This is a genomic window from Mesorhizobium sp. M0663 (assembly GCF_040320585.1).
GTDB lineage: Bacteria > Pseudomonadota > Alphaproteobacteria > Rhizobiales > Rhizobiaceae > Mesorhizobium.
The window spans coordinates 1-23238 of the sequence record NZ_JAMYPX010000023.1; the positions used below are offsets into that span (position 1 = coordinate 1).

Here is a 23238-nt window from a genome sequence, read left to right on the forward strand (position 1 = left end):
TGATCGCCGCTATCGCGGTCGCCGCGGCGTAATTATATTCCTCCAGCCGGATGACGATCAGAAGCGGCGCGATCTCGGATTTGAACGGCAGGTTGCCGGCGATGAAGATGACGGAACCGTACTCGCCGACGCCGCGCGCGAAGGCCAGCGCGAAGCCGGTGACAATGGCTGGCGCGAGGCCCGGAAGCAGAACCCGGGCGATGATCTGGAAGCGGTTGGCGCCAAGGGTGGCGGCCACTTCCTCGACCTCCTTGTCGATCTCCTCCATGATCGGCTGGACGGTGCGCACGACGAAAGGCAGGCCGATGAAGATCAGCGCGATGACGATGCCGAGCGGCGTATACGCGACCTTGATGCCGAGCGGCGCCAATAGGCTGCCGACCCAGCCATTCGGCGCGTAGAGCGCGGTCAGCGCGATGTCGGCGACCGCCGTCGGCAGCGCGAAGGGCAGGTCGACCATGGCATCGACGATGCGGCGGCCGGGAAAGCTGTAGCGCACCAGCACCCAGGCGACGATCGTGCCGAAGACGACGTTGACGGCGGCGGCAATGAAGGCGGTACCGAAGCTGATTTTAAGCGCGTTGATGGTACGGCGATCGGTGACGATCGCCCAGAAGTCGGTCCAGCCGAGCGCCGCCGATCGCCAGACCAACCCTGAGAGGGGGATGAGGATGATGGCGTGAGGTAGGCAAGCGAGAAGCCGAGCGTCAATCCGAAACCCGGAATGACGCTCGGCTGTCTGAACCGCCACCCCGCCTTGGCGGGTGTCGTCCGGATCTAGATTTTATCTTACTGCGCTGGCTTGTAGATCTGGTCGAATATACCACCGTCGCCGAAATGGTAAGGCTGCGCCTTCGTCCATCCGCCGAAAATTGGATCGTCGATGCTGATCCGCTTGATTTCCGGCAGTTTGGCGAGATCCTCCGCAGGCACCAGGTCGGGCTTCGCCGGACGGTAGTGGTTCTTGGCGATGATCGTCTGGCCTTCCTTGGAATAGAGATAGCCCAGATAGGCTTCGGCAACTTTGCGTGTGCCCTTGGCATCGACATTGGCGTCGACAACGGCGACCGGCGGTTCGGCGAGGATCGAGGTCGGCGGGATGACGATTTCGAACTGATCGGCGCCGAACTCGTCCAGCGCCAGATAGGCCTCGTTTTCCCAGGCGATCAGCACGTCGCCAAGGCCCTTTTGCGCGAAGGTCACGGTAGAGCCACGCGCGCCGGTGTCAAGCACCGGAACATGGGAATAGAGGTTGCCGACGAATTCCTTGGTCTTGGCCTCGTCGCCGCCATCGTTGGTGTTGGCCCAGGCCCAGGCCGCGAGGTAGGCCCACCGGCCACCACCGGAGGTCTTGGGATTGGACGTGATCACCTGGACGCTGTCCTTTGTGAGATCGCCAAAATCGTGAATGCCCTTCGGGTTGCCCTTGCGGACGAGGAGGACGATGGTCGAGGTATAAGGAGCCGAATTGTTCTCGAACTTCGTCCGCCAGTCGGGATTGATCTTCTTCGTTTTCGAGACGATCGCGTCGATGTCGCCTTGCAGCCCCAGCGTCACCACGTCGGCGTCGAGGCCGTCGATCACGGCGCGCGCCTGGGCGCCGGATCCGCCATGCGACTGCTGGACGGTGACGGTCTCGCCCGTCTCGCCCTCCCAGTGAGCGGCGAAGGCCTGGTCGAATTGCTTGTAGAGCTCACGCGTCGGGTCATAGGACACGTTGAGAATGGTGGTATCGGCAAACGCGAAACCGAGCGTGCCGAACTGGACAGATGTGGCGACCAGCGCGCCGAGCAGTTTCCTGAAATGAGGTTTGGTCATTTCCGCCTCCGTTGAACTCGCGCCAAATCTACCGAATTGATAGAATTTAGATGCATTCACTGTTGCCTTTTTTGGCCTAGTGAAGCAATTTTTCGCCTATTTTACTCTAAATGAGGAATGTTTTTCCTCACACAGCGTGACTCGGGATCCTGGGCTCCCGGAGGCGATAATTAGAAACCGCCAGCCCTTCGGCAATGGCCGCGCAGGGTCAACGAGGGTTTCATCCCACGGTGGCCGGCGGAGCTACTCGGCGCCGACGGGAAAGTTGAAGCGTTCTCTTGGAAACGGCTCGTTTTCCAGCGTGAAGTGCCACCATTCGCGGGCATAATTGTTGAAGCCGCCGGCGCGCATCGCCTCGACAAGTCTTTCGCGTTTGCCGCTACTTCACTGGCGAGCGGTCGGTGAGCCGTTTCGCTCGCCGGGTCGAACACTCGAAGCCAGTGCCGAAATCGAGCATATCGACATCGGTCGCGCCGCAGGCCGGTTTCGGCGCGCTCTTGTGGTCGGTCCGCGCGATCGCGACCTCGACTGTCGATCCGCGCGAATGGGTGGACAGTTCGCCGATATAGCCCTTGGCGATGAGATCCTTGGCGCTTGATGTCACGATGGCTGCCCGTATTGACGTCCGCTGCACTCACCAAGGACGACCCCAATTGGACTGCGCATATTACGCACGCATGGCAACACTGCGCCGCGGTTGCTAGGGGGGGAAAGCAGAGTTGAATGGCGAAAGATTGAGGGTCCAATCGTGATGCGGCGGCGCCCAAATTTGCGACAGCGCGCCAACGGGCAAAGACGACCCCGAGCGGAAGTTCGTTCGTCGAGGGCGAATTCACGCCGATGACCCGAACCCACCCTTCCCGGGGCGATTTGGCGGCCCGAAAGCTGACCTTTAGCGGAACCGGCGGTCGTGACCCTGAAGCGACATTCGCATTGAGGTGGACAGCGAGTCTCGTTGACTGGCTGCCGCATCGGCGCATAGTCGTCGACCAGCACGATGCCCCATTTGGGGAACAGTCGTATGAGGGGAGGCAGGCCATGGAAGTCGCCGGTGGCGCTGGTGCCGACGTTCACGTCCCGTATATTCTCGTCCATTCCGATCGCGAGATCAGGCGTCTCAGCCATCAGGCGGGCATCATTAACCCGATCACGCGAAAAATCTTGCTCTCTGCGGGCATGAGCCCCGCGATGCGCGTGCTCGACGTGGGCTGTGGCGCGGGTGACGTTACATTCCTGGTTTCCGAGATGATTGGCAGCGGAGGTCAGGTCATTGGCGCAGATCGGGCTCCAGCGGCCCTGGCGGCGGCGGAGCGGCGCGCGGCGGCGCATCCAATCCAGAATGTCAGCTTCCGTGAAGGCGATCCCGCGGCACTTTCGTTCGACCGACCGTTCGACGCCGTGATCGGCCGCTACGTTCTGATGTTTCAAGCCGATCCTGTGGCCATGCTGCGTGGCGTCGCTCGTCATCTCCGGCCTGGAGGGACCATCGTCTTCCATGAGCCGGATTGGGACGGCTGTCGATCCAGCCCGCCGGCGCCGACCTACGACCACTGCTGTCGATGGATCGTCGAGACGTTCCGGCGCAGCGGTATCGAGACCAATATGGGTATCAAGCTCGATGCGGCATTCCGCGCGGCTGGATTGACCGCGCCCCTCAATGCACATGGAGGCGGTTGTTGGGGGAACTAATGGCGGCTTCGACTGGTCACACCAGACCGCCGAACTCATTGTCACGATGCTGCCGGAAATCCAGAGCCGGGGCGTTGCGACGGCCGCTGAGGTCGATATTGAGACTTTGGAACAGCGCATGCAGCGCGAAATCGAGGCGGGTAGCGTGATCGTGAGCCGCTCGGAAGTGGGCGCCTGGTCGCACGCCTAGAGCTAGCCATGACACTGGGCGGCTGCCTCTCACGAACGACTAAGGCGCATGTCCGCTCTTGGCGCGATCGAGGCGATGCGGACTTCGCCTACTCAGCAGCCGCCAGTGCGGCTTGGTTGGGTGGTTCTCTGCCGTCTGTCTCCTCGAGCGGAACGAGCAGGCAGCGCCATTAACGGACTAAGAGTGGATTCTTAGCCCGCACTTAGGGTCCGTACAGAAATTTTCGAATCGATTAGATTCATTAGGCCGCGGCAATTGGCCGAATCCCGTCAAGGAACTGAAGCAGTTATTGCCATACGGGCCCTTAGTAGCCCCGCTCAAGATTTACGAGATTGGTGATGTCATTGCCCAACTTGATCTGCTCGCACAGACCTGCCACCTGCGCTATGCCCGAATCGACCCAATAGCTTGCCACATGTGGTGTGATGGTCACCTTCGGATGGGCCCATAGCGGACTCGCCTGGTCGAGCGGTTCCGAGGTAAAAACATCGAGGCAGGCGCCTGACAGTTGCCCAGCGTCAATGGCGTGCAGAAGTGCAGCCTCGTCGACGTGTGCTCCGCGTCCGACATTAACGAGGTAGGCGCCGCGCTTCATCAGACGGAAAGTTTCGGAATTAAGTATTCCTCGAGTTTCGGTGGTCAGCGGCAGCGCGCACACGACGAAGTCTCGTTCAGCCAAGGCCTCCTTAAGCGCTGGGGCACCAGCGTAACAGGCCACATCGGCGATTTGCTTAGGGTTGCGGGACCATGCCGCCGTGCGATATCCCAGCTCGGCGAAGAGTCGCGCGGCCCATCCACCGATACGCCCAGCCCCAAGGATAACGATGCGGGTCTCGCTGGTCTTCCGTGGCGCGATCGGGCGCCATCTCTTCTGGGTCTGTTGGAGAGCATATTCAACGACATGGCGTTGCCGGCACAGTACTCTGAGAACAATGTACTGCACAACCTCAGAGGCAAGTTCGCGGGTCGCCAAACGTACGACGCCAACGCCCGCAGGCAGCTCACCCAGTTGCAAGCCGTCTATGCCCGCGCCGAGATAGGCAACTGCACGCAATCGCGTCATACCTTCAAAAAACCTGCGCGGCGTACCCTTATCGATCAGCACCAAGTCAATGTCGCCGGGATCGCCGTGATGGGGCCATAACCGGAAGTCGAGGCCCGAAACGCGCGCCTTGAGAGATCGCGCCCACTCCCCCGCGTCGATATAGTCGGGGTAATCATTCACCATCAGTAAAGTGAGTGCTTTCACCACTACCTCCTAAACACTCTGTTCGACGTACATCAGCCGGAATGGATCGAAGCGGCTATCCGGGCACGCCAGCCATGCGCATCGCCTCTGCGAAGTGATCACGATCTTCTTGACGACGGAATGGGTTGTTGTCGAGCAGAAGCTGGATGCATCCTTTGGCTGCTTGCTCAACGCCCCCCGGCCTTGCTTTCAGCCTCGCTACTGCTTTTTCCGCCCATAGCTTTGCCTCGGCAAGCCTATCAAGCTTGGCAAGTATAGCTGCGCCGAAAAAAGTCGAATCGATAAAGTAGTCGGGGACTCTGATCCGCGCGGCTAGGGCCTCGGGATACCGCCTTGCGGTAAATAGGGCAGTCGCCTGAAAGGCGATATACCAATCGGGGTATCGTGGATTGAGACGCATTGCCGCTTCGCCGCAGGCAACCGCCTTTTCCCCTTCTCCATACATTGCGAGCATGTAGCTGGCATTGGCGAGGCTGTCGGCATCGTTAGGGTTGAGCATGATGGCGCGATCCACATGTTTCTTCATGCGCTCATAGTCGCCCCGATAGAGGCAAGGCCATGCCAACGCGATGTGGGCTTGATAATCGGCTTCATCGAGCGCGAGGGCCCGTTTGGCGCAATCAAAGGCCATGTCATAAGCGCCTCTACCTTCTGCCGCAATTAGCAAATCAAGCGCTTCCATCTGGTAGGTCACCGCTAAACCGGAATAGGCGCGCGAAAAGCTTGGGTCTGTGGCAGCAGCCTTTTCGAAGTGTTGGCGCGCTTCAAGATTGTTCTGACCCACCGTCCACAAGAGATGTTTGCCGCGCAACCAATGGTCATAGGCGATGAGGTTTTCAGGGTGCTTACGCTTAGCGCGTTCCAAGGAATCGTCTTCGAGGCCCACCGCCAGCATGCCCACGATCCTCTGGGTTATCTCGTCCTGAACCGCAAACATATCGGCAATTTCTCGATCATAGCGCTCCGCCCAGATGTGGCTGCCGGTCTCAGCGTCGATGAGCTGCGCGGTTATGCGCAGACGATTCCCGGCGCGACGAACGCTTCCCTCGAGTACATAGGTCACGCCCAAGTCGCGTGCCACGTCGGGGATCTTCATCGTCCGTCCCTTGTAGGTGAACGAGGAATTGCGGGCGATGACGGACAGCGACCGAAAGCGCGAAAGTTCGGTAATGATGTCCTCTGTGATGCCGTCGGAGAAGTACTCCTGCTCTGGATCGCCGCTCCTATTGACAAACGGCAAGACGGCGACCCACGGCTTATCGGGTAGCGACAGTGCGCGACGCACCAAGGCAGAGGTATCGGCTGGGCGCACTCGGCAAACGCGCACCAGCTGCTCGATGTTCTTCAGCGCCTGCTCGCCCATATCCTCGAACTGCAGATCGAGCCGGTTGCCCAGGTGGTCACGCACTGTGCCCGACACCGCTATGCCACCGGCCGGGGCGACGCTCTCAAGCCTAGCCGCAATATTCACTCCGTCTCCGAAGATGTCCTCGCCCTCGACGATGACATCGCCCAGGTTGACCCCGATCCGCAGTCGGATCGCGCGGTCCTCTGGCATGTCGGCGTTGCGCGCCTCCAGCCGCCGCTGGATGTCGACCGCACAGGCAACGGCGTTAACAACGCTGGGGAACTCAGCCAGAACCCCATCGCCGGTCGCCTTGAAAATCCTACCCATGTGTTCGGCGATCTTTGGATTGACCAGCTCGGCCCGCAGCGCCCTCAGCGTAGTCAGCGTGCCCATCTCGTCATGGCCCATGAGCCGGCTGTAACCGACCACATCGGCAGCGAGTATGGCGGCCAAACGGCGCTGCACGGCGCTCTCGACCACGCTCGGACTCCTCCCACGTGTGACGGCTCCGCTTTGGAGCCCAATCAACTACACAATACCAGCGCCTTATGTCAGGGCAATCGGGCGCTCGGATATGACGCCTCCCATCGGCAAGCCATTAGAAGCTACGACACGTACGGGCGGAATGACAGCTTTGGGTCATGGCCGTGAATTGACCCGGAGCAAGCGAGCTTCTGCTTAGGGTCGACTCTGGCCAGTGCGTGAAGGTCGGCTTAGGAGGCGCGACTCGAATGGCGCGAAATGGCGCGTCCCGCTGGTTCGAACATCCGCCCTCGAGAACGCCCTAAATGAGCGTCAAACGACTTGGTTGGGTGTTTTTTTGCCTTCCCTCTCGCCGATTGGAACGAGAAAGGAGCGCCAAATCCTGACGTACAGACGAACGGTCGATAAGGTCGCGATCCTGACCCACATTTCCAGTGCTTCTTCAGGCGGCCTTCAGAACTGTCTTTCTGACGAGTGCGATTTTGCACTCATCGATGAAAGCTGGCAAGAAATGGAGCGCAATCCAAGAACTGGCTCCGGCCGCAAGCGCTAGCGGAGAAGCTATCTCAATCCGGCCCGCCGTGCACCTTCGCGGATGGCGACAAGCGCGGGCGGATTGGTGACCGGATAGGTTCTGATGAACACCTCGACGGTAAAGCCGGGGAATTCGCTCGCCAATCGGGCGGCGATCTTCGCGGCCTGTGGTACTTCGTCGAGCATCGCATGTCCCATCGACTGGAACAACAGGGTGGCCGGCGAGTCGGGCGGGCTCTGCTGGAACGCCACGACGCTCTCCCGGTAGCGCCCGACCACGAAATTCGTGCGACCAAGCATGCTGAAGTACCAGAGCGGAGCTAGCGGGTTGAGACGTAGAGCCCTCTGGATCAACATGCAGCCCTGCTGCGGATCACCTGTCACCAGTGCTCGGCTTCCGGCAATCATCGCCAGCGTATCGGCATCGTCTGGAGCGGCGGCCAAAGCGCGATCGAGTTCCTCGGCAGCGGCTCCCAAGTCGCCTCGCGCCGCGCGAATGTCGGCCATGCCCTGACGGGCCATGCTGTCTCCCGGATCGAGCAAAAGAGCTTGTTCCATGCACGAGTACCAGCGTTCCAGCGAGACGGATGGATTACTCGCGTACCAGGCTTCGACGGCGTAAGAAAATCCCAACGTCAACCAGGCTCGCGCCAGCCCCGGGTCGAGTTCGACTGCGCGCGACAAGAGACGGATTGCTTCCACGTTCGAGGTGCGGGTGAACACATTGTGCTGTTCGACGCCGAGCAGATAGTAGTCATAGGCACCCAGGCTGGCGGGCGGCTTGCGCCGGATGACATCCCGTCCAAGGTGGGCAAGCTTGCCGCAGCAGCTGACAAGGACATTGACGACGTTCTCGGTGACCATGTCTTGCGTAGCAAACAGATTGTCGGCCGATTGATCGTATCGCGCCGCCCAAAGACCGGCACCACTCCTCACATCGACAAGCTGCACCGAAATGCGGAACTGCTCGCCGGTAGCCTGAAGGCTCCCTTCGAGCAAATAGTCGGCATTCAACCCCCGACCGATGGAGCGCAGATCATCGCGCCTTCCCTTGAACATCAGCATCGTCTGGCGGGCAATCACCGCAAGGGCGGAGTAACGCGCGAGATCGACAATAATATCGGCGGACAAACCGTCGGCAAGCCTTCCCCAACGCTCGTCCGAGCTCAAATTTTCAAAGGGCAGGACCGCGATGACCGGTGGCCCGGAGCCGCCGGGCGACAGACCCTCGAAACGAGCTTGTCCGGACTCTTGCCGGCTCTCACTCGAGAGCAGGCTTGCCAACGCCACTTTGCTGCTAACGCCAAGCTTTCGATAGACCACCGACAGATGGGTTCGAACGGTGGTCGGCGCGATGAACAGCGTCGCGCCGATCTCACGATAGGTCATGCCTTCGGCGAATTTCGCAGCGACCACCCGCTCCCGGTCCGAAAGCCCGGTCAGAGGATTGCCGACTGCGTCAAGCATTGCGTCATTCCGATCCGCGGCGCGTATGGTCGGGAACGTACCGATTTCGCGACACAGCGAAAATACTACAGATGCGGCACCAAAAACACTCCATCTGTACGATCCCGCCAAGTCGTTGCCGCTCCTAGCATCCACGGATCCACAACACGTTGCCCGGTTCACTGTCCAGGCCAGGCAAAATGTCAGGAGGCATCCATGAGAAAGTCATCCGCAGTCGCCGGCATGCTGGTGCTGGCTCTTTCGACCGCGCCAAGTCTCTCCGGCGAAACGACGCCAGTGGGAACGCCAATCTCCATAGAAGCGGTAAGGCTTGCCAGCGACCGCGTCTATTCCGATCTCTTGCGCCGTGCCTATGCGAATGGCTGGCGATACCCACCCGAGCAAATCAAGAGCGGCTTCAAGCGGCATTTCGAGGAAACGAGGCTGCAACTGATCGATCAGGGCTACATCATCGTGCCCGATGTATCGGAAAGTGCTTCGCAGTGACGTTTCTCCGGATCGGGTCTTTGATCACGGCGTGCCTTCATCGGTAATCGCACCCCGCGGCCTTCGTTACTCGTCTTTAGCTGGCGCTGCCGCCAATCCGCCGGACGCGGAGCGAGCGAATGCCACGATTGCCGTCAATCCGTGATGTAGTCGACTATGGCGGCCAGGCGCGCGGCGACGACCGCGCTCATACTGGTCTGTCCCAAAGAGCCGTGCGGTGTGATGGCGAGCAAAACGAGATCGAAGATGTGCCGGCGGATGATCTCACGGGCTTCCGCAGAACCGTTGAGTGGATGCTTTTCGAGTGTGCAGAGATAGCCGCGTAGCAATTGCAGCGCCTCGGATACCCTTGGCACGCGCTGCATGACCGCACAGTCGAGCCCGGCGCCAAGACACCACTCCATCTGGCAAAACGCCAGGGGCAACGCGAAGTTGCCGACTATCTCATGTCGCACGGCGTCGTCTTGCCAACGCCGGCCCCGATCTCAACGAAGTTGGCTTCTGCCGATGTCGAGAAGGGCCGGACCTACTTCACCCGCGCGTGTGACCGTTGCCACAATGCCGAGCCACTGGGAGGGAACAAAACGGACCGAACTTGTGGCGTCGTCGGCCGCGATAAGGCATCCATGGCAAAAATGCGTTACTCCGACGCTTTGCTCGGCTGGGAAGGCGTGTGGACGTAAGAGGACCTGAACAGATATCTCTTCGGGCCCATGCTCACCACGCCGGGCGTTAAGATGGGGATACCTGGTATCTCGGACGAGACCGAACGGGTCGACCTGATCGCGTACTTGCGCACACTCAGTGCAGGCCGATGCCGCCACCCTGAATCGATGATCTCTTGCACAAGTACTGCTACGGACCTGCGTCGGCGGTGATGTCACATAAAGGAGATGGGCTGTCGTTGTGACTTTTGAGAATGATTTCAGGCGATCACGCCGGCAGCAGCTTTCCATTGCGCCATGGCATTCAGGCGGTGAAGATGGATCTGAAAGGGGGCGCGTTTTGAACGGGGCGGGACGAAGAGATTGCGGACTGCAGAGAAGGTCGAGACGAAACGCTGGAGGCTCCCCGGTGATCGAAAGCCTTGCATCATCCGCTCTCGTTTTCGCAGTGGCACATGCGAATTCTCCGCTCTGTTGTTCAAGCCCTTGTGCGACCGGTGCTCGACGCCCGGCATGACTTGACGCCGCGTGCTCCATAGGAGCCGAGCTTGTCGGTGATCATGCGCTTCGGCACCTGGCCCTGCTTTTTCAACAGCCGTGTCAGCAAGCGCCTGGCGGCCTTGGTGTTGCGCCGGGTCTGGACGATCTCGTCGAGCACATAGCCGTCCTGGTTGACGGCCCGCCATAACCAATGCTTCTTGCCGGCGATCGTGATGGCGACTTCGTCGAGGTGCCAGATATCATTTCGACTGGGCTGCTTGCGGCGCAGGCGCCGAGCGTAGTCCAGCCTGAACTTCTTTCCCCACCGACGGATCGTCTCGTAGGAAACGACAATGCCGCGCTCCAGCAGCATTTCTTCGACATGGACGCAGGCTCAGCGGAAATCGATAATACAGCCACACCGCGTGGGCGATGATCTCGGGTGGGAACCGATGCCGTTTGTAGCTGATCTGCGAAGTGTTCATCCCCAGCATCTATCGCAGCGATCCCTGACACGCGGTTGCCGTGACAACGCCCCTAGGCCTCGCTCGATAGCATATTGCGAGCGGCATAGAGTTCGCCAATGAAGTCGGTGATCAAAGTCGAATTGATGCCGTCCGGCGGGCGCAGGAGTAGCGCGCGGAAATTGACGGCTGGCTCGAATGGCCTGGCCAAAATACTGCCGATCATGCCGTCCGCAATGACGGAAGGATTGACCAAGCCGATCCCCATGCCCTTCGCTGCGAGGATGGCGATGGTCAGGCCGTAGGGCGTTTCGATCAGGATGCGCGGCCGCACCCCATGCGCGGCCAGGATCTTGTCCATCGCAAGCCGAGCCGTATCTTCCGGCGACAATGCCAGGAAGGCCTCGTCGGCGAGATCGGCCGGTGTGATTATCTGCTTCCGCGCCAGCCGGTGGTTCTTCGGCATCACGCAGACGGCGCGCGGTGTGGTGAAGACGCTGTGCAGCACGCCGCTGGTGTCGACCTCGTCGGCCGCGAGCCCGATATCGAAACTGCCAGAGGCGACCAGGTCGCGCACGATATTGGAGGTGCGGACCTGATAGCTGATTCGCACCTGCGGATGCCGGTGCGAGAACGCTACGATCGCGCGCGGCACCAGCCCATGCCCGAGTGCCGACAGGGAGGCGACGCGGATGGTACCGGTGCCGACCTCCTTGATCTGGGCCGCCCGCAGCTTCAGCCGGTCGAGCCCGACCAGGTTGGCTTTCACCTCGGCATGGAACAACTCCCCTTCGCGTGTCGGCACCAGCCTGCCACGAATGCGGTCGAAAAGCCTGAAGCCGAGTTCAGCCTCTAGCTTGGCTAGCGAACGGCTGATGGCCGGCTGCGAGGTGTCGAGCAGCGCGGCCGCCGCGCCGGCGCCGCGCGTGATCATGATCGCGTTGAAGACATCGATGTCGCGCAGGTTCATAGTGCAGCCCATATCAAAAGCGAATTAACTTTATCGCTGCGGTCATAGATGGCAATGGATGAGCCCGCTAAGTTTCGCCCATGAACCGACGCGACGACACTTCACATGTCCATCCTCCCAAGCGCTCCGAGGAACCGTTCCAGGCGGTGGCGATGCCGGTCGAGCGAGCCTCGACCGTTGTCTTTGACGATCTGGAATCGTTCGAGCTTCGCGTCGAGCGTCTGTACGACGGGTTCAGCTACGGACTTTACGGCACACCGACCAGCCGGCAGCTCGAAGATCATATCGCCGTGTTGGAATGCGGATCGCGGGCTCTCGTCGTCCCGTCGGGCATGGCGGCCATGACGCTGGCGACCATGGCTGTCTGCCGTGGCGGCGAAAGCGTTCTGATCCCGGAGACGCTCTATGGCCCGGCGCGCGACATGGCCGAGCGTTTTCTTGGCCCACTCGGGATCGAGGCGGTTTCCTACGATCCACGGCTGGACGCAAGTATCGCGGCCATGATCGACGGCAGAACGCGGCTGGTCTGGGCAGAATCGCCTGGCTCAGCCACCTTCGAAGTTCAGGATGTGCCAGCCATCACGGCCGCGGCCCACAAGGCCGGCGCGCTCGTTGCGGCCGACAACACCTGGGCCTCGCATCTGCTGTTCAAGCCGCTCGCTCATGGCGTCGACATCTCGATGCAGGCGCTTTCCAAACACGCCGGCGGCCACGGCGACCTCTTGATGGGCTCGCTCGCAGTGCATGACCATGCCCTGTTCCGGCGCCTGAAGGATACAGCGCGTTTCCTTGGCTATGGCGTCTCGCCCGAGGATTGCGCGCTGTGCGAGCGCGGCCTGATGACGATGCCGGTGCGCATGCGCCACGCCGACGGTACAGCGCGCAAGATTGTCGCCTGGCTGTCGGGGCGCCCGGAAGTCGCGCAGATCTTGCATCCTGCGGAACCTGGCCATCCCGGCCACGCGGTCTGGAAGCGTGACTTCGCCGGATCGGCGGGCGTGTTCTCCTTCGTGCTGCGGCCGGAACTGGCGCCACTGCAATCCGATGTTCTGCGCAGCCTGCGGCTGTTCAGGCTCGGCGCAAGCTGGGGCGGCGTGCATTCGCTGATTGCCGTCAGCGATCCCCGCAAGGGCCGCGCCAGCCTCGACTGGCTGAAGCCCGGCCCGGTCTGGCGCCTGTCGATCGGCCTTGAGGCGCTCGAAGATCTTCTGGCCGACCTTTCTCAGGCCTTCGAATTTTTTGCTGAAGCGCGGCGCAACGGAACCGCCGCGGCCGACGTCAACGCCGCAGAATGACGACAACTCAACGAGAAGGGGAAGATTATGAAACATCAAGGTTTGAAATGGCTCACGGGTCTGGCGATAGGATTGGCCAGCCTGACTACGGGCGCCGTGGACGCCAGCGCGCAGGCGGTAATCAACAAGATCAAGGAGCGCGGCTATGTCAGCTGCGGCGCCAGCCAGGGCGTGCCCGGTCTCTCCCGGCCCGACGAGAAGGGGTATTATCGCGGCTTCGATTCCGATATCTGCCGCACTTTCGCGGTCGCCATCCTCGGCGACAGAGACAAGATCCGTTACGTGCCGCTTAACGCAGGCCAGCGTTTTGCTGCGCTGCAGACTGGGGAAATCGACGTTCTGTCGCGCACATCCACGATCACCTACAGTCGCGATACGGTTGTCCGCTTCGTCTGGATCAATCTCTACGACACGGACGGCATGCTCGTGCGCAAGGCCGACAATATTACCGAGCCCAAACTGCTGGACGGAAAGACCGTTTGCCTGCAAGGCGGTGGCAGCCTGACCGAGAAAGCGATCGAGGAAACCGAGGAAGAGTTCGGGATCGCGATGGAGAAAGTCTATTACGACTCGACCATTCAGGCGCGCGACGCCTTCTTCGGCGGCCGCTGCGATTCATACGTCACCGACGGCACCGCGGCAGCCGGACAGCGTGCCTCGGTGGCCAAGAACCCCGACGACTACGACATCATCAAGGTCGGCAAAGCCGCCGAACCCAATGGCGTCGCGGTCGCCCGCGGCGACGATCAACTCTTCGACGTCGTGCGCTGGACATTGAATGCCCTGTTCTGGGCCGAGGCCAACGGCATCACCTCGCAGAACATCGATGAAAAGCTTGCCTCGGGCAGTCCGGAAGTCAAACGCGTGCTGGGTGAGGAGCCCGGTTTCGGCAAGCCGCTCGGATTGGACGACAAGTGGGCCTACAACGTCATCAAGCAAATGGGCAACTACGCCGAGATCTGGGACCGCAATCTCGGCAAGGACAGCCCGCTAAAGGTCGAACGCGGCCTGAACGCGTTGTGGAAGGACGGGGGCCTCAACTATCCTTTCCCTTGGGATTGAGCCGCATGATGGAGGGGAACGGGCCCGGCGCTCCCCTTCCCTGCCAACGCCGCGAACCGTCGAGGTCGACATGCTGAGCGACGCCAGGACCAGATCGATCATCATCCAGTGTGCCCTGGCCGCCGCGGTTGCCGCTTTCGCTGCCCTGCTCGTCAGCACGACTTTCGCCAATCTCAGGGCACGCGGCATCCCGATCGGCTTCGATTTCCTGACGATGCCGTCAAGGATCGTCATCTCCGAAGCAATCCTCACTTACAAGTCGCGGGACCCCTATTACTGGGCGATCGCGACGGGGCTCGCCAATACGGTCTTCGTCTCCGCGGTCGTCATCGTCTTTTCATCCGCGCTCGGCCTCGTCGTCGGCATCACCCGGCTGAGCAGCAATCCCCTGGCGGCGGGCACCTGCCGCGTATGGGTGGAGGTTGCACGCAATTCACCGCCGATCGTGCTTCTGATCTTTCTCTACTCGCTGTGGTGGAAGGTGCTGCCGCCGGTCGGCGAAGCGCTCAATCCGCTGCCAGGCGTTTACGCCTCCATGCGCGGCTTTGTGGTGCCGGCCGTCAGCATGGACGTCGCCACCGCGGGATTGCTCGTCATTGCTCTCGCCCTGGCACTGGCGGCCGCTGGCTGGGCGGCGGCGAGACGAGGATGGCTGCCACCGCTGACCGCGCCGGCGATCCTCGCGGTTGGCATTGCCGGGCTCTGGCTTGCCGATGCGAAGTTCTCCGTCGACTGGCCGACCTTCACTGGGTCGAACTTCAAAGGCGGCAAGGACCTGACGCCCGAACTCAGCACCATCCTCATCGGGCTGACCATCTACACCACCGGCTTCGTCGCCGAGATCGTGCGTGGCGGCGTGCTTTCGGTCGGCCGCGGTCAGTGGGATGCAGGTCATTCGCTCGGCCTGCCACGCGGCAAAATATTGCGTCTGATCATCATCCCGCAGATGCTGCGGGTGATCGTCCCGCCGCTCAACAGCCAATACATCAACGTCGTCAAGAATTCGACGCTGGCGATCGCGGTCGGCTATCCGGACTTCCTTGCGGTCATGAACACCATCATCAGCAAGTCCAGCCATTCGATCGAGGGCGTATTCATCATCCTCGGCGTCTATCTCGCCCTCAACCTGAGCCTCTCGAGCGCGGCCAATTGGTACAACCGTCGCATCGCCATCGTGGAGCGCTGAACCATGAAGGCCCTGTCTCTTCCCCTTCCGGCCGAGCCAATGCCAGGACAGATCCGCTTCGGCGCCTTGCGGCGGTCCGCCAAGCTCCTGTTCGGCACGCCACTCAATGCCGTCCTGACGCTGTTGTTCGGCGTTCTGCTCGTCGCCACGGTACCGCCGATGCTGCGCTGGCTGGTAATCGACGCCGTGCTGTTCGATCCCAATCCAAGCGCCTGCCGGGTGGCCACCGGAGCCTGCTGGAGCTTCATCTACGCCAAGTCCGGGCAGTTGCTGTTCGGCATCTATCCGCTCGACGAACGCTGGCGCCCCGCCATCGTCTGCGTGCTTATCCTGGCGCTGCTTGCCTGGTCGGTGCGGCCCGCCAGCTGGGCGCCGCGGCTGGCAGCGCTCTGGATGGCGGCGCTCGTGTTGATCTTCTGGCTGATGGCCGGCGGTTTCGGCCTAGCCGAGGTTCCGACCTCGTCCTGGGGCGGCCTGCCGGTGACACTCATCCTCACCGTCGTTGCCATCGGCGTCGCCTTCCCCGTCGGCATCCTCCTGGCGCTGGCCAGGCGCTCGACCATGCCCATGATACGCATCGGCGCTGTGGTCCTGATAGAATCGGTGCGCGGACTACCGCTCTTGTCCATCCTGTTCGTGGCATCGATCATGATGCCGCTGTTCCTGCCCGAGGCCCTCTTGCCTGACAAGTTCGTGCGCGCGCTGGTCGCCCTCACCATCTTCGCCGCGGCTTATCTCGCCGAGGTGATCCGCGGCGGCCTGCAGGCCATCCCGAATGGCCAGTACGAGGCCGCGGCGGCGCTCGGCCTGCCCTTCTGGCGCACGCAATATCTCGTCATCCTGCCGCAGGCGATCCAGGTGGCGATCCCGGCGCTGGCCAACACCATCATCGTCATGATCAAGAACACCAGCCTGGTCCTGGTGGTCGGCCTGTTCGACCTGATCAGCTCCGGTAAGGCGGCGCTGGCAGACCCGGACTGGCCGTCGCCGGCGGCCGAGACGTTCCTGTTTATCGGGGCGATCTTCTTCGCGCTCTCCTTCTCATTCGCCCGCTTCGCCGACTTCCTGGAGCGGCGCGGCCCGACCGCTCACTAGGAAATGCCTTGATGTTATCGTCCGCCCCAAGGCGCGTTCCGTCCATGCCCGATCCCAGCGCTCCGCCTGCTATCCAAATGACCGGCATGAATAAGTGGTACGGAAACTTCCATGTGCTGAAGAACATCAACCTGACCGTCCATCGCGGCGAGAAGCTGGTGATCTGCGGTCCGTCCGGCTCGGGCAAGTCGACGATGATCCGCTGCATCAACCGGCTGGAGGAGCATCAGCAGGGGCAGATCGTCGTCGAAGGCGTCGAACTCAGCAACGATTTGAAGCAGATCGACGTAATCCGCAGTGACATCGGCATGGTGTTCCAGCACTTCAACCTGTTCCCGCATTTGACCATTCTGGAAAACCTGACACTGGCGCCGATCTGGGTGCGCAGGATGCGGCGCGGGCAAGCCGAGCAGACCGCCATGCACTATCTGGAGCGGGTGAAGATCCCGGACCAGGCGCATAAATATCCCGGCCAGTTGTCCGGCGGCCAGCAGCAGCGCGTCGCCATCGCCCGTGCGCTCTGTATGAGCCCGAAGATAATGCTCTTCGACGAACCGACCTCCGCCCTCGATCCTGAAATGGTCAAGGAAGTGCTCGACACCATGGTCGCGCTGGCCGACGATGGCATGACGATGCTGTGCGTCACGCACGAGATGGGATTTGCCCGCCAGGTCGCCGACCGCGTCGTCTTCATGGACCAGGGCGAGATCGTCGAGATGAACACGCCCTCCGAATTCTTCTCGCATCCGCGTCACCAGCGCAGCAAACTGTTTCTTGCCCAGATCCTGAACTAGCGAACCTCTCCCGCCAGCCCATGCGCCGGCCGGATGGGCAGACGCAAATCAGAAATCCATCCGGGGCCTGGTCAGCGCGCAGCGACCTGCCAGACCGCGACGCCGGCCCAGGATCAGGCCGGCGACGCCTTCGATGCTGCGCGAGATAATGTCGAACAAGCGCGGCCGACTCTCGAAGGAATACACCAGGCGTTCGCGAAACAGGATCGACAGCGCCGCGAGTTCCGGCCATTGGTAGATGTTCGGCCCACAACTTCTGCACGTCGACGATCCTGGCGGTGGGCGCTCCGGTCCTGTTTCGAAGATAATGCGCCGCCGGCCGGCGCAGGCACAGCTGCCACGTATTGCAGCAGAGGGCAGAGGACGAGAACGTCGTCCACAACGCAACTCTCGACTCGAAGTCGTAGCTGCATCATATGGCCTGTTCACCAAGCGGACTTTGGGGGCTAGCACGAAGTCGGGCACCCACTTTGGCACCTCCACTTGCGCGAGCAGTAGTCCGCTTTCCTTCGCAAATGCCATGTGGCAAGACGGATGGATGGCGGCGGACAGCGAACATAAAAGCATCTCTGCGAGAGCGTTGGGCATCGCATTATCAGCTGCTGCCCTCGTGCCGCATTTCACAACCCCAGCCTTTGCCCATGCTTCCGAGCGCGGCTATGTCATGCTCCTGCCGACCGGATATTATGTCGTGGGCGGGGCGGTGGCCGTAGCCGCGAGTTTTCTGGTTCTGGCTGTCCTCCCGCCCAGGCTGCTCGAACGCATTTCGGCATCCCGCCTGCCAATTGGTCAATTCGGCGACGCCGCGCGCATTTGGATCAGCACGCTCGCCTTCGCGGTTCTCGCCATACTCGTGGCGGCGGGAATTCTCGGCAGCCGAGATCCGCTGTCGAATCCACTTCCGCTAACGGTGTGGACGCTGGTCTGGGTCGGACTGACATTGCTTCAGGGCGTATTCGGCAATGTTTGGTCGTGGACAAACCCGTGGTACGGGCCGTGGCGCATTTTCTCCAGCGTCTTCCCGGCATTCCGCGATCGCACAATGCCACAAGGACTGGCTTACTGGCCGGCGTTGATTTTGTTTGCAAGCTTCGCCTGGTTCGAGCTGATCTATCCGGCGCCCGAAGATCCGGCGCGGCTTGCGTTCGCTCTCATGGCCTACTGGCTCTCGACCTTCGTCTGCATGATCATCTTCGGCTACGAAGGCTGGAGCCGGCGCGGCGAGTTTCTGTCCGCGTTCTTCCGCATGGTGTCACGCTTCGCCATCGTCGAAACGACGCCGGACCACCCAAGCGGGGGGCGCGCCCTCTCACTCTGCTGGCCTGGAGCGAAATTGTGGAGCGCGCAAGCCTTACCGGCGAGCGGTATGCTCTTTCTGTTGCTGACGTTGAGCTCGGTGTCCTTCGACGGTCTGTCGAAGACCTTCTCTTGGCTGGGCGCGAATGGTGTCAATCCGCTCGAATTTCCGGGGCGCTCGGCATTAGTCGGAATCAACAGCGCCGGTCTTGTGCTGATGTTTATCGCACTTGTCGCCGTGTTCTTCGCCGCAGTGTTTGTCGGTGAGCGGTTGGCCGGGAGCATCTCTTTCGGAAAAGCGGTCGGGCTCCTTGTCTGGTCGATCGTCCCGATCGCGCTCGCCTATCATTTTTCCCACTATCTGACGGCCCTCCTGGTGAACGGCCAGAATGCGATCGTCGCTATTTCGGATCCGTTTGATCGGGGATGGAACCTATTCGGCACGGCGCACATGAATGTCGGGGCGGGAGTGATCATGGGCTCCGATGCAGCGTGGATCATCTGGAACTTTCAGGCGGCGGCGATCATCGGCGGCCATATACTTGCCGTTCTGGTCGCGCATGGGCTGGCGTTCCGTTTGCATCCGGCGCGCAGCCGCGCGGCGCTCAGCCAATTTCCGCTGACCGTTTTTATGGTCGGATATACGGTTTTCGGGCTGTGGCTGCTGTCCACGCCGACGGCCGTCTGACGGCCGCAAGCCACGTATCGGAGGCGTTGGTCGACAGACCTCACGGCGGTGTATCGCGACCTCAAGGACATGCGTCGAACAAAGCCGGTGGTTGGTGAATCGGCAACGCCGGCAGTGCAACTGACTGCTTCACAGTTCTTCGGCCTGATATCTAAGCCGACGGGACGCCCTCGGTGGCCAGACGCCGGAAGATCTGGTCGACTTGTTGCGGCGGCAATTTGGCGCCGCCGTCGAGCCACCAGATCAGCACCGACAGAAAGGCACCCACGACGAACTGGACGATCAGTTCGTTCGGCACGACATCGGGAAGCTTCCTGTCCTTGTTTGCGGCAAGCTCCGCGCGCACGAGATCGCATAGAATCTCGCGGATGCTGCCGAGCACAATAGTCCCACCGCGGCCCCCGGCCAGAGCTCGGTAGAGATCTATATGTTCACGCGCGTGCTCGAACATACCGAGCACGAACCCCAAGCTGCGATCTTTCAGCTCGCCTGGCGCTGCAACCGCATGCCGCTGGCGTTCGACCAGCATGGCGCGCAGATGATCGTCCAGGCCGCTGCGCTTGAGGTCGTCCTTGCTGGTGAAGTGCGCGTAAAAGGTCGATCGGCCGATGTTTGCCTCATTGCAGATGTCCTCGACGGTAATTGCTTCATATCCCTTTCTCAGGATCAAAGTGATCAGCGCATGGTGAAGAGTCGACCGGGTCCGGGCGACACGGCGGTCTATCGTCTTTTCCGTTCCCATGAGCTTTTTCCGTTCAGATGGCAGAGGACCGTGCGGTACCGGACATTCTGCCGCGAATGGTCGTTGACGCGTTCCCGGATACCATGTCAGTTTCCGAACATGATGTCCATCAACCGGCGAGAGTGGCCAAGGAGTCTCTGATGAGAAAACATGGGCATAACAACAGCGGAGCCGGCGCCCCCGGCCGCGTCATACATTGGGCAGCACGCTACGATCTGATGACTTGGCTGTTCACCTTAGGCCGCGAACGCGCCTTTCGCGAAAAGATCCTCCGGTTGACGCAGCTCGAACCTGGAGAGTCCGTCCTCGATATAGGGTGCGGGACGGGAACGCTCGCTATACTTGCCAAGCAGCAGGTCGGGCCGACGGGCACCGTGCACGGGATCGATGCGTCACCGGAAATGATCACCAGGGCGGGTGCGAAGGCTCGAAGAGTCGGTCTGAAGGTCACCTTTGAAAAGGCCGCCGCCCAGGCATTACCGTTCCGGGATGCCGAATTCGATGTCGTAACGACGACGCTGATGCTCCATCATCTTTCTGGCGATGGACGTAATCAGATGGCTCATGAGATACACAGAGTCCTGAAGCCATCCGGTCGCGTACTCGCCGTCGACTTCGTGCAAGCGCCACAGGATGGAGGCTTCATCGATCGTTTCCACCGTCACGGCGTCAGCACAGTCGACGACATCATAACGGAATTCCGGGACTCGGGTCTCAACATCGTCGCTAGCGGCGCGGTTGGCACGAAGAACCTGCAGTTCGTGCTAGCCACGGCGGCCGCCGACGTCGCCCGTATTCGCGACAGGTTTGTCGCTCTCGGCACGGAAGAACCCTCAGGCCCGGCACGGCCTGCAGCCATGAGCCACCTGCACACCATAGGCCTAGTGCTAGGCATCGTCGTGCTGATCGCCATGCACGCAGGCGCGCCCTGGTGGCTATCGTGGCGCGGTCTAAGCGACGCCTCAAATCCGATCTCTTACACAGTGATCGCACTCGTGGCCCTTTTCGTAATCTTCAAGATCGGATTTCTCGGTGGCCTGCATCGGTGGAGCAGAGGCCGCCGCCAGCGTTGAGGCCGCTTGCTATTACGACATCGCGTCTCGCTACGGCTTGTTGGACACGCAGGAGTTCACCTTTTTCACACCCGGCGCGAATCGCGCGTCCGCTCCGGCCTCCCCGCCGTGCGAGGGTGGTGGTAGGCCAATCTAATCCCGTCGCAGCGAGATCAGACGCCGGCAGACGGCGCTTAACGTTATTCTCGGAAGACCAACTGCCATTCGTTGTCAGATCACCGGGCGGTGATCACTCTCAGCCAGATGGCAGGCGGCGACGCCGCTATGAGGAACGGGACGCAGTTGGGGCTCGTCCAACTGGCAGATATCCATCGCCACCGGACAGCGCGTGTTGAACCGGCAGCCCGGCGGTGGATTGCTCGGGCTCGGCGGGTCGCCTGCGAGGATGATGCGGCGGCGGTCGGCCTCAATGCGCGGGTCAGGCGAAGGAACTGCGGACAGCAGCGCCTGGCTGTACGGATGGGCGGGTTCGCGAAACAGCGGCCGTGCCACGCCAGCTTCGGCGATGCGGCCGAGATACATCACAGTCACGTCCGAACAGACTTCGCGCACGATTGCGAGGTCATGCGCGACAATCACGATGGTAAGGCCGAGCTGTCTTTGCAGCGATGTGAACAGATTGACGATCTGCGCCCGGATCGAGACATCGAGCGCGCTCAGCGGCTCGTCGCAAAGCAGGATCGATGGTTTCAAGGCAAGCGCACGGGCGATCGAAACGCGCTGGCGCTGGCGGCCGGAAAGCGAGCGCGGCAGGCGGTCGAGCACGGTTTGGGGCAGCGCGACCAGGTCCAGAAGCTCGGCGATGCGCCGGGGTCGCTCGGCGGAGGAACCGAGGCGATGGATTTGCAGTGGTTCCTCAAGCGCCTGGCAGACAGTCTGCCGCCGGCTCATCGAACCCAGGAAGACGAACTGGACCTCCCGGCTGAACGACTTCCTGTCTGACTTCAACCATTCGGCGCGGTTTCTGCCGGCGATCAGGACCGTGCCTTCGCTCTCCTTCTGCAGGCCGACGATGGTGCGGGCGAGCGTCGTCTTTCCGCAGCCTGACTCGCCGACGATGCCGTGGAAGGCTCCGCGCGGAATGCTCAGATCGATGCCGTCGACCGCCCGGACCGCGCCCGTTCCCTCGCGGTTCTGGAAATGAACCTTCAACCCCCTGACCTCGATTGCGGCGGGATCAGACATGAACTGCAATCCCCTCTCGCCTGATCACGACCGGGCAGGCCACGCGATGCGGATTTGCCGAGACCGATATCGACTGCAGCGGCGGACGGTGTTTTCGGCAACCTGGTTCGACCAGTTCGCAGCGGTCGGCGAAACGGCAACCCGGTTCCAGCCTGATCTGGCTTGGCGGCAGGCCCGGTATCTCGCGGGTCGTCGCCCTTTCGTCGGACCGAAAGTCCGGCACCGATGCAAGCAGCCCGCGCGTATAGGGGTGAACGGGCCGCGTCAGGACGTCCATGGCGATTCCCTGTTCCGCTACCTGCCCGGCATAGAGCACGATGACCCGGTCGGCGACGGAGGCGACCACGGCGATGTCGTGCGTGACCAGCACCACAGCAATGCCTTCCTCGCGCTGGATCTGGCGGATGAGCTCCAAGATCTGTGCCTGGACGGTGGCGTCCAGTGCTGTGGTGGGCTCGTCGGCGATCAGCACGTGCGGTCGGGCCGCGAGCGCCAGCGCGATCATCGCGCGCTGCAGCATGCCACCCGACATTTCGTGGATAGCAATGGTAGCGGTCCTCGGGGTCGGGAATGCCTAAGCGCGCCAACAGCGACACCGCTTGCCTGCGGGCAGCCTCGTACGACAGGCCGGCGAAGCGGCGCGCCTGGCGTGCCAGTTGCGGGCCGATCTTCAGCATCGGATTGAGCGCGCTCATCGGATCCTGAAAGATCACCCCAAAGTAGCGGCCGCGAAGCTCGGACAGTTGCCTGGGCCCCAGCCGATCAGGTCGCTCCCGTCGGCCTGAGCCGTCCCGCGCATCGCTACAGTCACGCCTTCGGGCAGCAGGCCGAGAGGGCCGAGCGTCATGACCGTTTTTCCCGAGCCGCTTTCCCCGACGACCGCCACCGTTTCGCCGGGCCGAACGCTGAATGAGACGCCATCGACCGCCCGGACGGATACGGAAGTTGCATAGAGATCGATGATCAAATTCTCGACGCG

At 61.6% G+C, this 23238-nt stretch carries 22 protein-coding genes and 2 pseudogenes; 10 read left to right on the forward strand and 14 right to left on the reverse strand.

Annotated features, from left to right (window positions below):
• The 4 genes and pseudogenes from cysT to NKI54_RS27560 all read right to left on the reverse strand — a co-directional run.
• Positions 1-777, reverse strand: a pseudogene (gene cysT, locus NKI54_RS27545) (sulfate ABC transporter permease subunit CysT); the annotation flags it as partial.
• Between the two features lie 12 nt (positions 778-789).
• On the reverse strand, positions 790-1818 hold the full coding sequence (locus NKI54_RS27550) for a sulfate ABC transporter substrate-binding protein (protein WP_023722473.1): 1029 nt from the start codon (positions 1816-1818) through the stop codon (positions 790-792).
• Between the two features lie 243 nt (positions 1819-2061).
• A complete protein-coding gene (locus NKI54_RS27555; RefSeq protein ID WP_023722474.1) occupies positions 2062-2169 on the reverse strand; it encodes a M15 family metallopeptidase in 108 nt (35 codons plus the stop codon).
• 28 nt (positions 2170-2197) lie between these two features.
• Positions 2198-2422: a M15 family metallopeptidase domain-containing protein gene (locus NKI54_RS27560; RefSeq protein WP_352579813.1), complete on the reverse strand. Its 225-nt coding sequence runs from the start codon at positions 2420-2422 to the stop codon at positions 2198-2200.
• A 434-nt stretch (positions 2423-2856) separates the two neighbouring features.
• Here NKI54_RS27560 and NKI54_RS27565 point away from each other — a divergent pair, with 434 nt between their 5' ends.
• The gene (locus NKI54_RS27565; protein ID WP_352692746.1) at positions 2857-3507 is read left to right on the forward strand and encodes a class I SAM-dependent methyltransferase; all 651 of its coding nucleotides are present in this window, start codon (positions 2857-2859) and stop codon (positions 3505-3507) included.
• The gene (locus NKI54_RS27570) at positions 3476-3697 is read left to right on the forward strand and encodes a hypothetical protein (protein ID WP_352692747.1); all 222 of its coding nucleotides are present in this window, start codon (positions 3476-3478) and stop codon (positions 3695-3697) included. The genes NKI54_RS27565 and NKI54_RS27570 overlap by 32 nt, the downstream gene beginning before the upstream one ends.
• Positions 3698-4001: 304 nt before the next feature.
• On the opposite strand, the gene NKI54_RS27575 is transcribed toward NKI54_RS27570, so the two are convergent.
• The 3 genes from NKI54_RS27575 to NKI54_RS27585 form a co-directional block, all read right to left on the reverse strand.
• Positions 4002-4946: an NAD(P)-dependent oxidoreductase gene (locus NKI54_RS27575; protein ID WP_352457236.1), complete on the reverse strand. Its 945-nt coding sequence runs from the start codon at positions 4944-4946 to the stop codon at positions 4002-4004.
• A gap of 55 nt (positions 4947-5001) precedes the next feature.
• Entirely contained in the window at positions 5002-6774 is a 1773-nt protein-coding gene (locus tag NKI54_RS27580; RefSeq protein WP_352692748.1) for an adenylate/guanylate cyclase domain-containing protein, read from the reverse strand.
• Between the two features lie 564 nt (positions 6775-7338).
• Complete coding sequence (locus NKI54_RS27585; protein ID WP_352692749.1) at positions 7339-8778, reverse strand: LuxR C-terminal-related transcriptional regulator; 1440 nt, start codon at positions 8776-8778, stop codon at positions 7339-7341.
• A gap of 195 nt (positions 8779-8973) precedes the next feature.
• On the opposite strand from NKI54_RS27585, the gene NKI54_RS27590 reads away from it, so the two are divergent.
• The gene (locus tag NKI54_RS27590) at positions 8974-9264 is read left to right on the forward strand and encodes a hypothetical protein (RefSeq protein WP_023722481.1); all 291 of its coding nucleotides are present in this window, start codon (positions 8974-8976) and stop codon (positions 9262-9264) included.
• A 134-nt stretch (positions 9265-9398) separates the two neighbouring features.
• On the opposite strand, the gene NKI54_RS27595 is transcribed toward NKI54_RS27590, so the two are convergent.
• From NKI54_RS27595 to NKI54_RS27605, 3 genes and pseudogenes are all read right to left on the reverse strand, one after another.
• Positions 9399-9719: a hypothetical protein gene (locus NKI54_RS27595; protein ID WP_352692750.1), complete on the reverse strand. Its 321-nt coding sequence runs from the start codon at positions 9717-9719 to the stop codon at positions 9399-9401.
• A gap of 470 nt (positions 9720-10189) precedes the next feature.
• Positions 10190-10894: pseudogene (locus NKI54_RS27600) on the reverse strand (IS6 family transposase).
• Positions 10895-10946: 52 nt separating this feature from the next.
• Positions 10947-11843, reverse strand: coding sequence for a LysR family transcriptional regulator (locus tag NKI54_RS27605; RefSeq protein ID WP_352692752.1), 897 nt, complete (start codon positions 11841-11843; stop codon positions 10947-10949).
• A gap of 80 nt (positions 11844-11923) precedes the next feature.
• On the opposite strand from NKI54_RS27605, the gene NKI54_RS27610 reads away from it, so the two are divergent.
• The 6 genes from NKI54_RS27610 (at position 11924) to NKI54_RS27635 (ending at position 19259) form a co-directional block, all read left to right on the forward strand.
• Positions 11924-13138, forward strand: coding sequence for a trans-sulfuration enzyme family protein (locus NKI54_RS27610; RefSeq protein ID WP_352692753.1), 1215 nt, complete (start codon positions 11924-11926; stop codon positions 13136-13138).
• A gap of 27 nt (positions 13139-13165) precedes the next feature.
• Positions 13166-14200, forward strand: a complete 1035-nt coding sequence (locus tag NKI54_RS27615; protein WP_352692754.1) for a transporter substrate-binding domain-containing protein — start codon at positions 13166-13168, stop codon at positions 14198-14200.
• Positions 14201-14270: 70 nt separating this feature from the next.
• Positions 14271-15386, forward strand: coding sequence for an amino acid ABC transporter permease (locus tag NKI54_RS27620; RefSeq protein WP_352692755.1), 1116 nt, complete (start codon positions 14271-14273; stop codon positions 15384-15386).
• A gap of 3 nt (positions 15387-15389) precedes the next feature.
• Positions 15390-16481: an amino acid ABC transporter permease gene (locus tag NKI54_RS27625; RefSeq protein ID WP_352692756.1), complete on the forward strand. Its 1092-nt coding sequence runs from the start codon at positions 15390-15392 to the stop codon at positions 16479-16481.
• Positions 16482-16525: 44 nt separating this feature from the next.
• Positions 16526-17275, forward strand: coding sequence for an amino acid ABC transporter ATP-binding protein (locus NKI54_RS27630; RefSeq protein ID WP_352836702.1), 750 nt, complete (start codon positions 16526-16528; stop codon positions 17273-17275).
• A 538-nt stretch (positions 17276-17813) separates the two neighbouring features.
• Entirely contained in the window at positions 17814-19259 is a 1446-nt protein-coding gene (locus tag NKI54_RS27635; protein WP_352692758.1) for a hypothetical protein, read from the forward strand.
• Positions 19260-19410: 151 nt separating this feature from the next.
• Here NKI54_RS27635 and NKI54_RS27640 read toward each other — a convergent pair whose 3' ends face one another.
• Positions 19411-20001 carry a TetR/AcrR family transcriptional regulator gene (locus NKI54_RS27640; protein ID WP_352692759.1) on the reverse strand — a complete coding sequence of 197 codons (591 nt, stop codon included), beginning with the start codon at positions 19999-20001 and terminating at the stop codon, positions 19411-19413.
• A gap of 56 nt (positions 20002-20057) precedes the next feature.
• Here NKI54_RS27640 and NKI54_RS27645 point away from each other — a divergent pair, with 56 nt between their 5' ends.
• Entirely contained in the window at positions 20058-21074 is a 1017-nt protein-coding gene (locus tag NKI54_RS27645) for a methyltransferase domain-containing protein (RefSeq protein WP_352692760.1), read from the forward strand.
• A 210-nt stretch (positions 21075-21284) separates the two neighbouring features.
• Here the strand turns inward: NKI54_RS27645 and NKI54_RS27650 are convergent, their stop codons facing one another.
• The 3 genes from NKI54_RS27650 to NKI54_RS27660 all read right to left on the reverse strand — a co-directional run bounded on the left by NKI54_RS27650 (position 21285) and on the right by NKI54_RS27660 (position 23226).
• Positions 21285-22259: an oligopeptide/dipeptide ABC transporter ATP-binding protein gene (locus NKI54_RS27650; protein WP_352692761.1), complete on the reverse strand. Its 975-nt coding sequence runs from the start codon at positions 22257-22259 to the stop codon at positions 21285-21287.
• Entirely contained in the window at positions 22252-22806 is a 555-nt protein-coding gene (locus NKI54_RS27655; protein WP_352692846.1) for an oligopeptide/dipeptide ABC transporter ATP-binding protein, read from the reverse strand. Before NKI54_RS27655 ends, NKI54_RS27650 begins: the two co-directional genes overlap by 8 nt.
• A 162-nt stretch (positions 22807-22968) precedes the next feature.
• Entirely contained in the window at positions 22969-23226 is a 258-nt protein-coding gene (locus tag NKI54_RS27660) for an ATP-binding cassette domain-containing protein (protein ID WP_352579534.1), read from the reverse strand.
• Between the last annotated feature and the right edge of the window lie 12 nt (positions 23227-23238).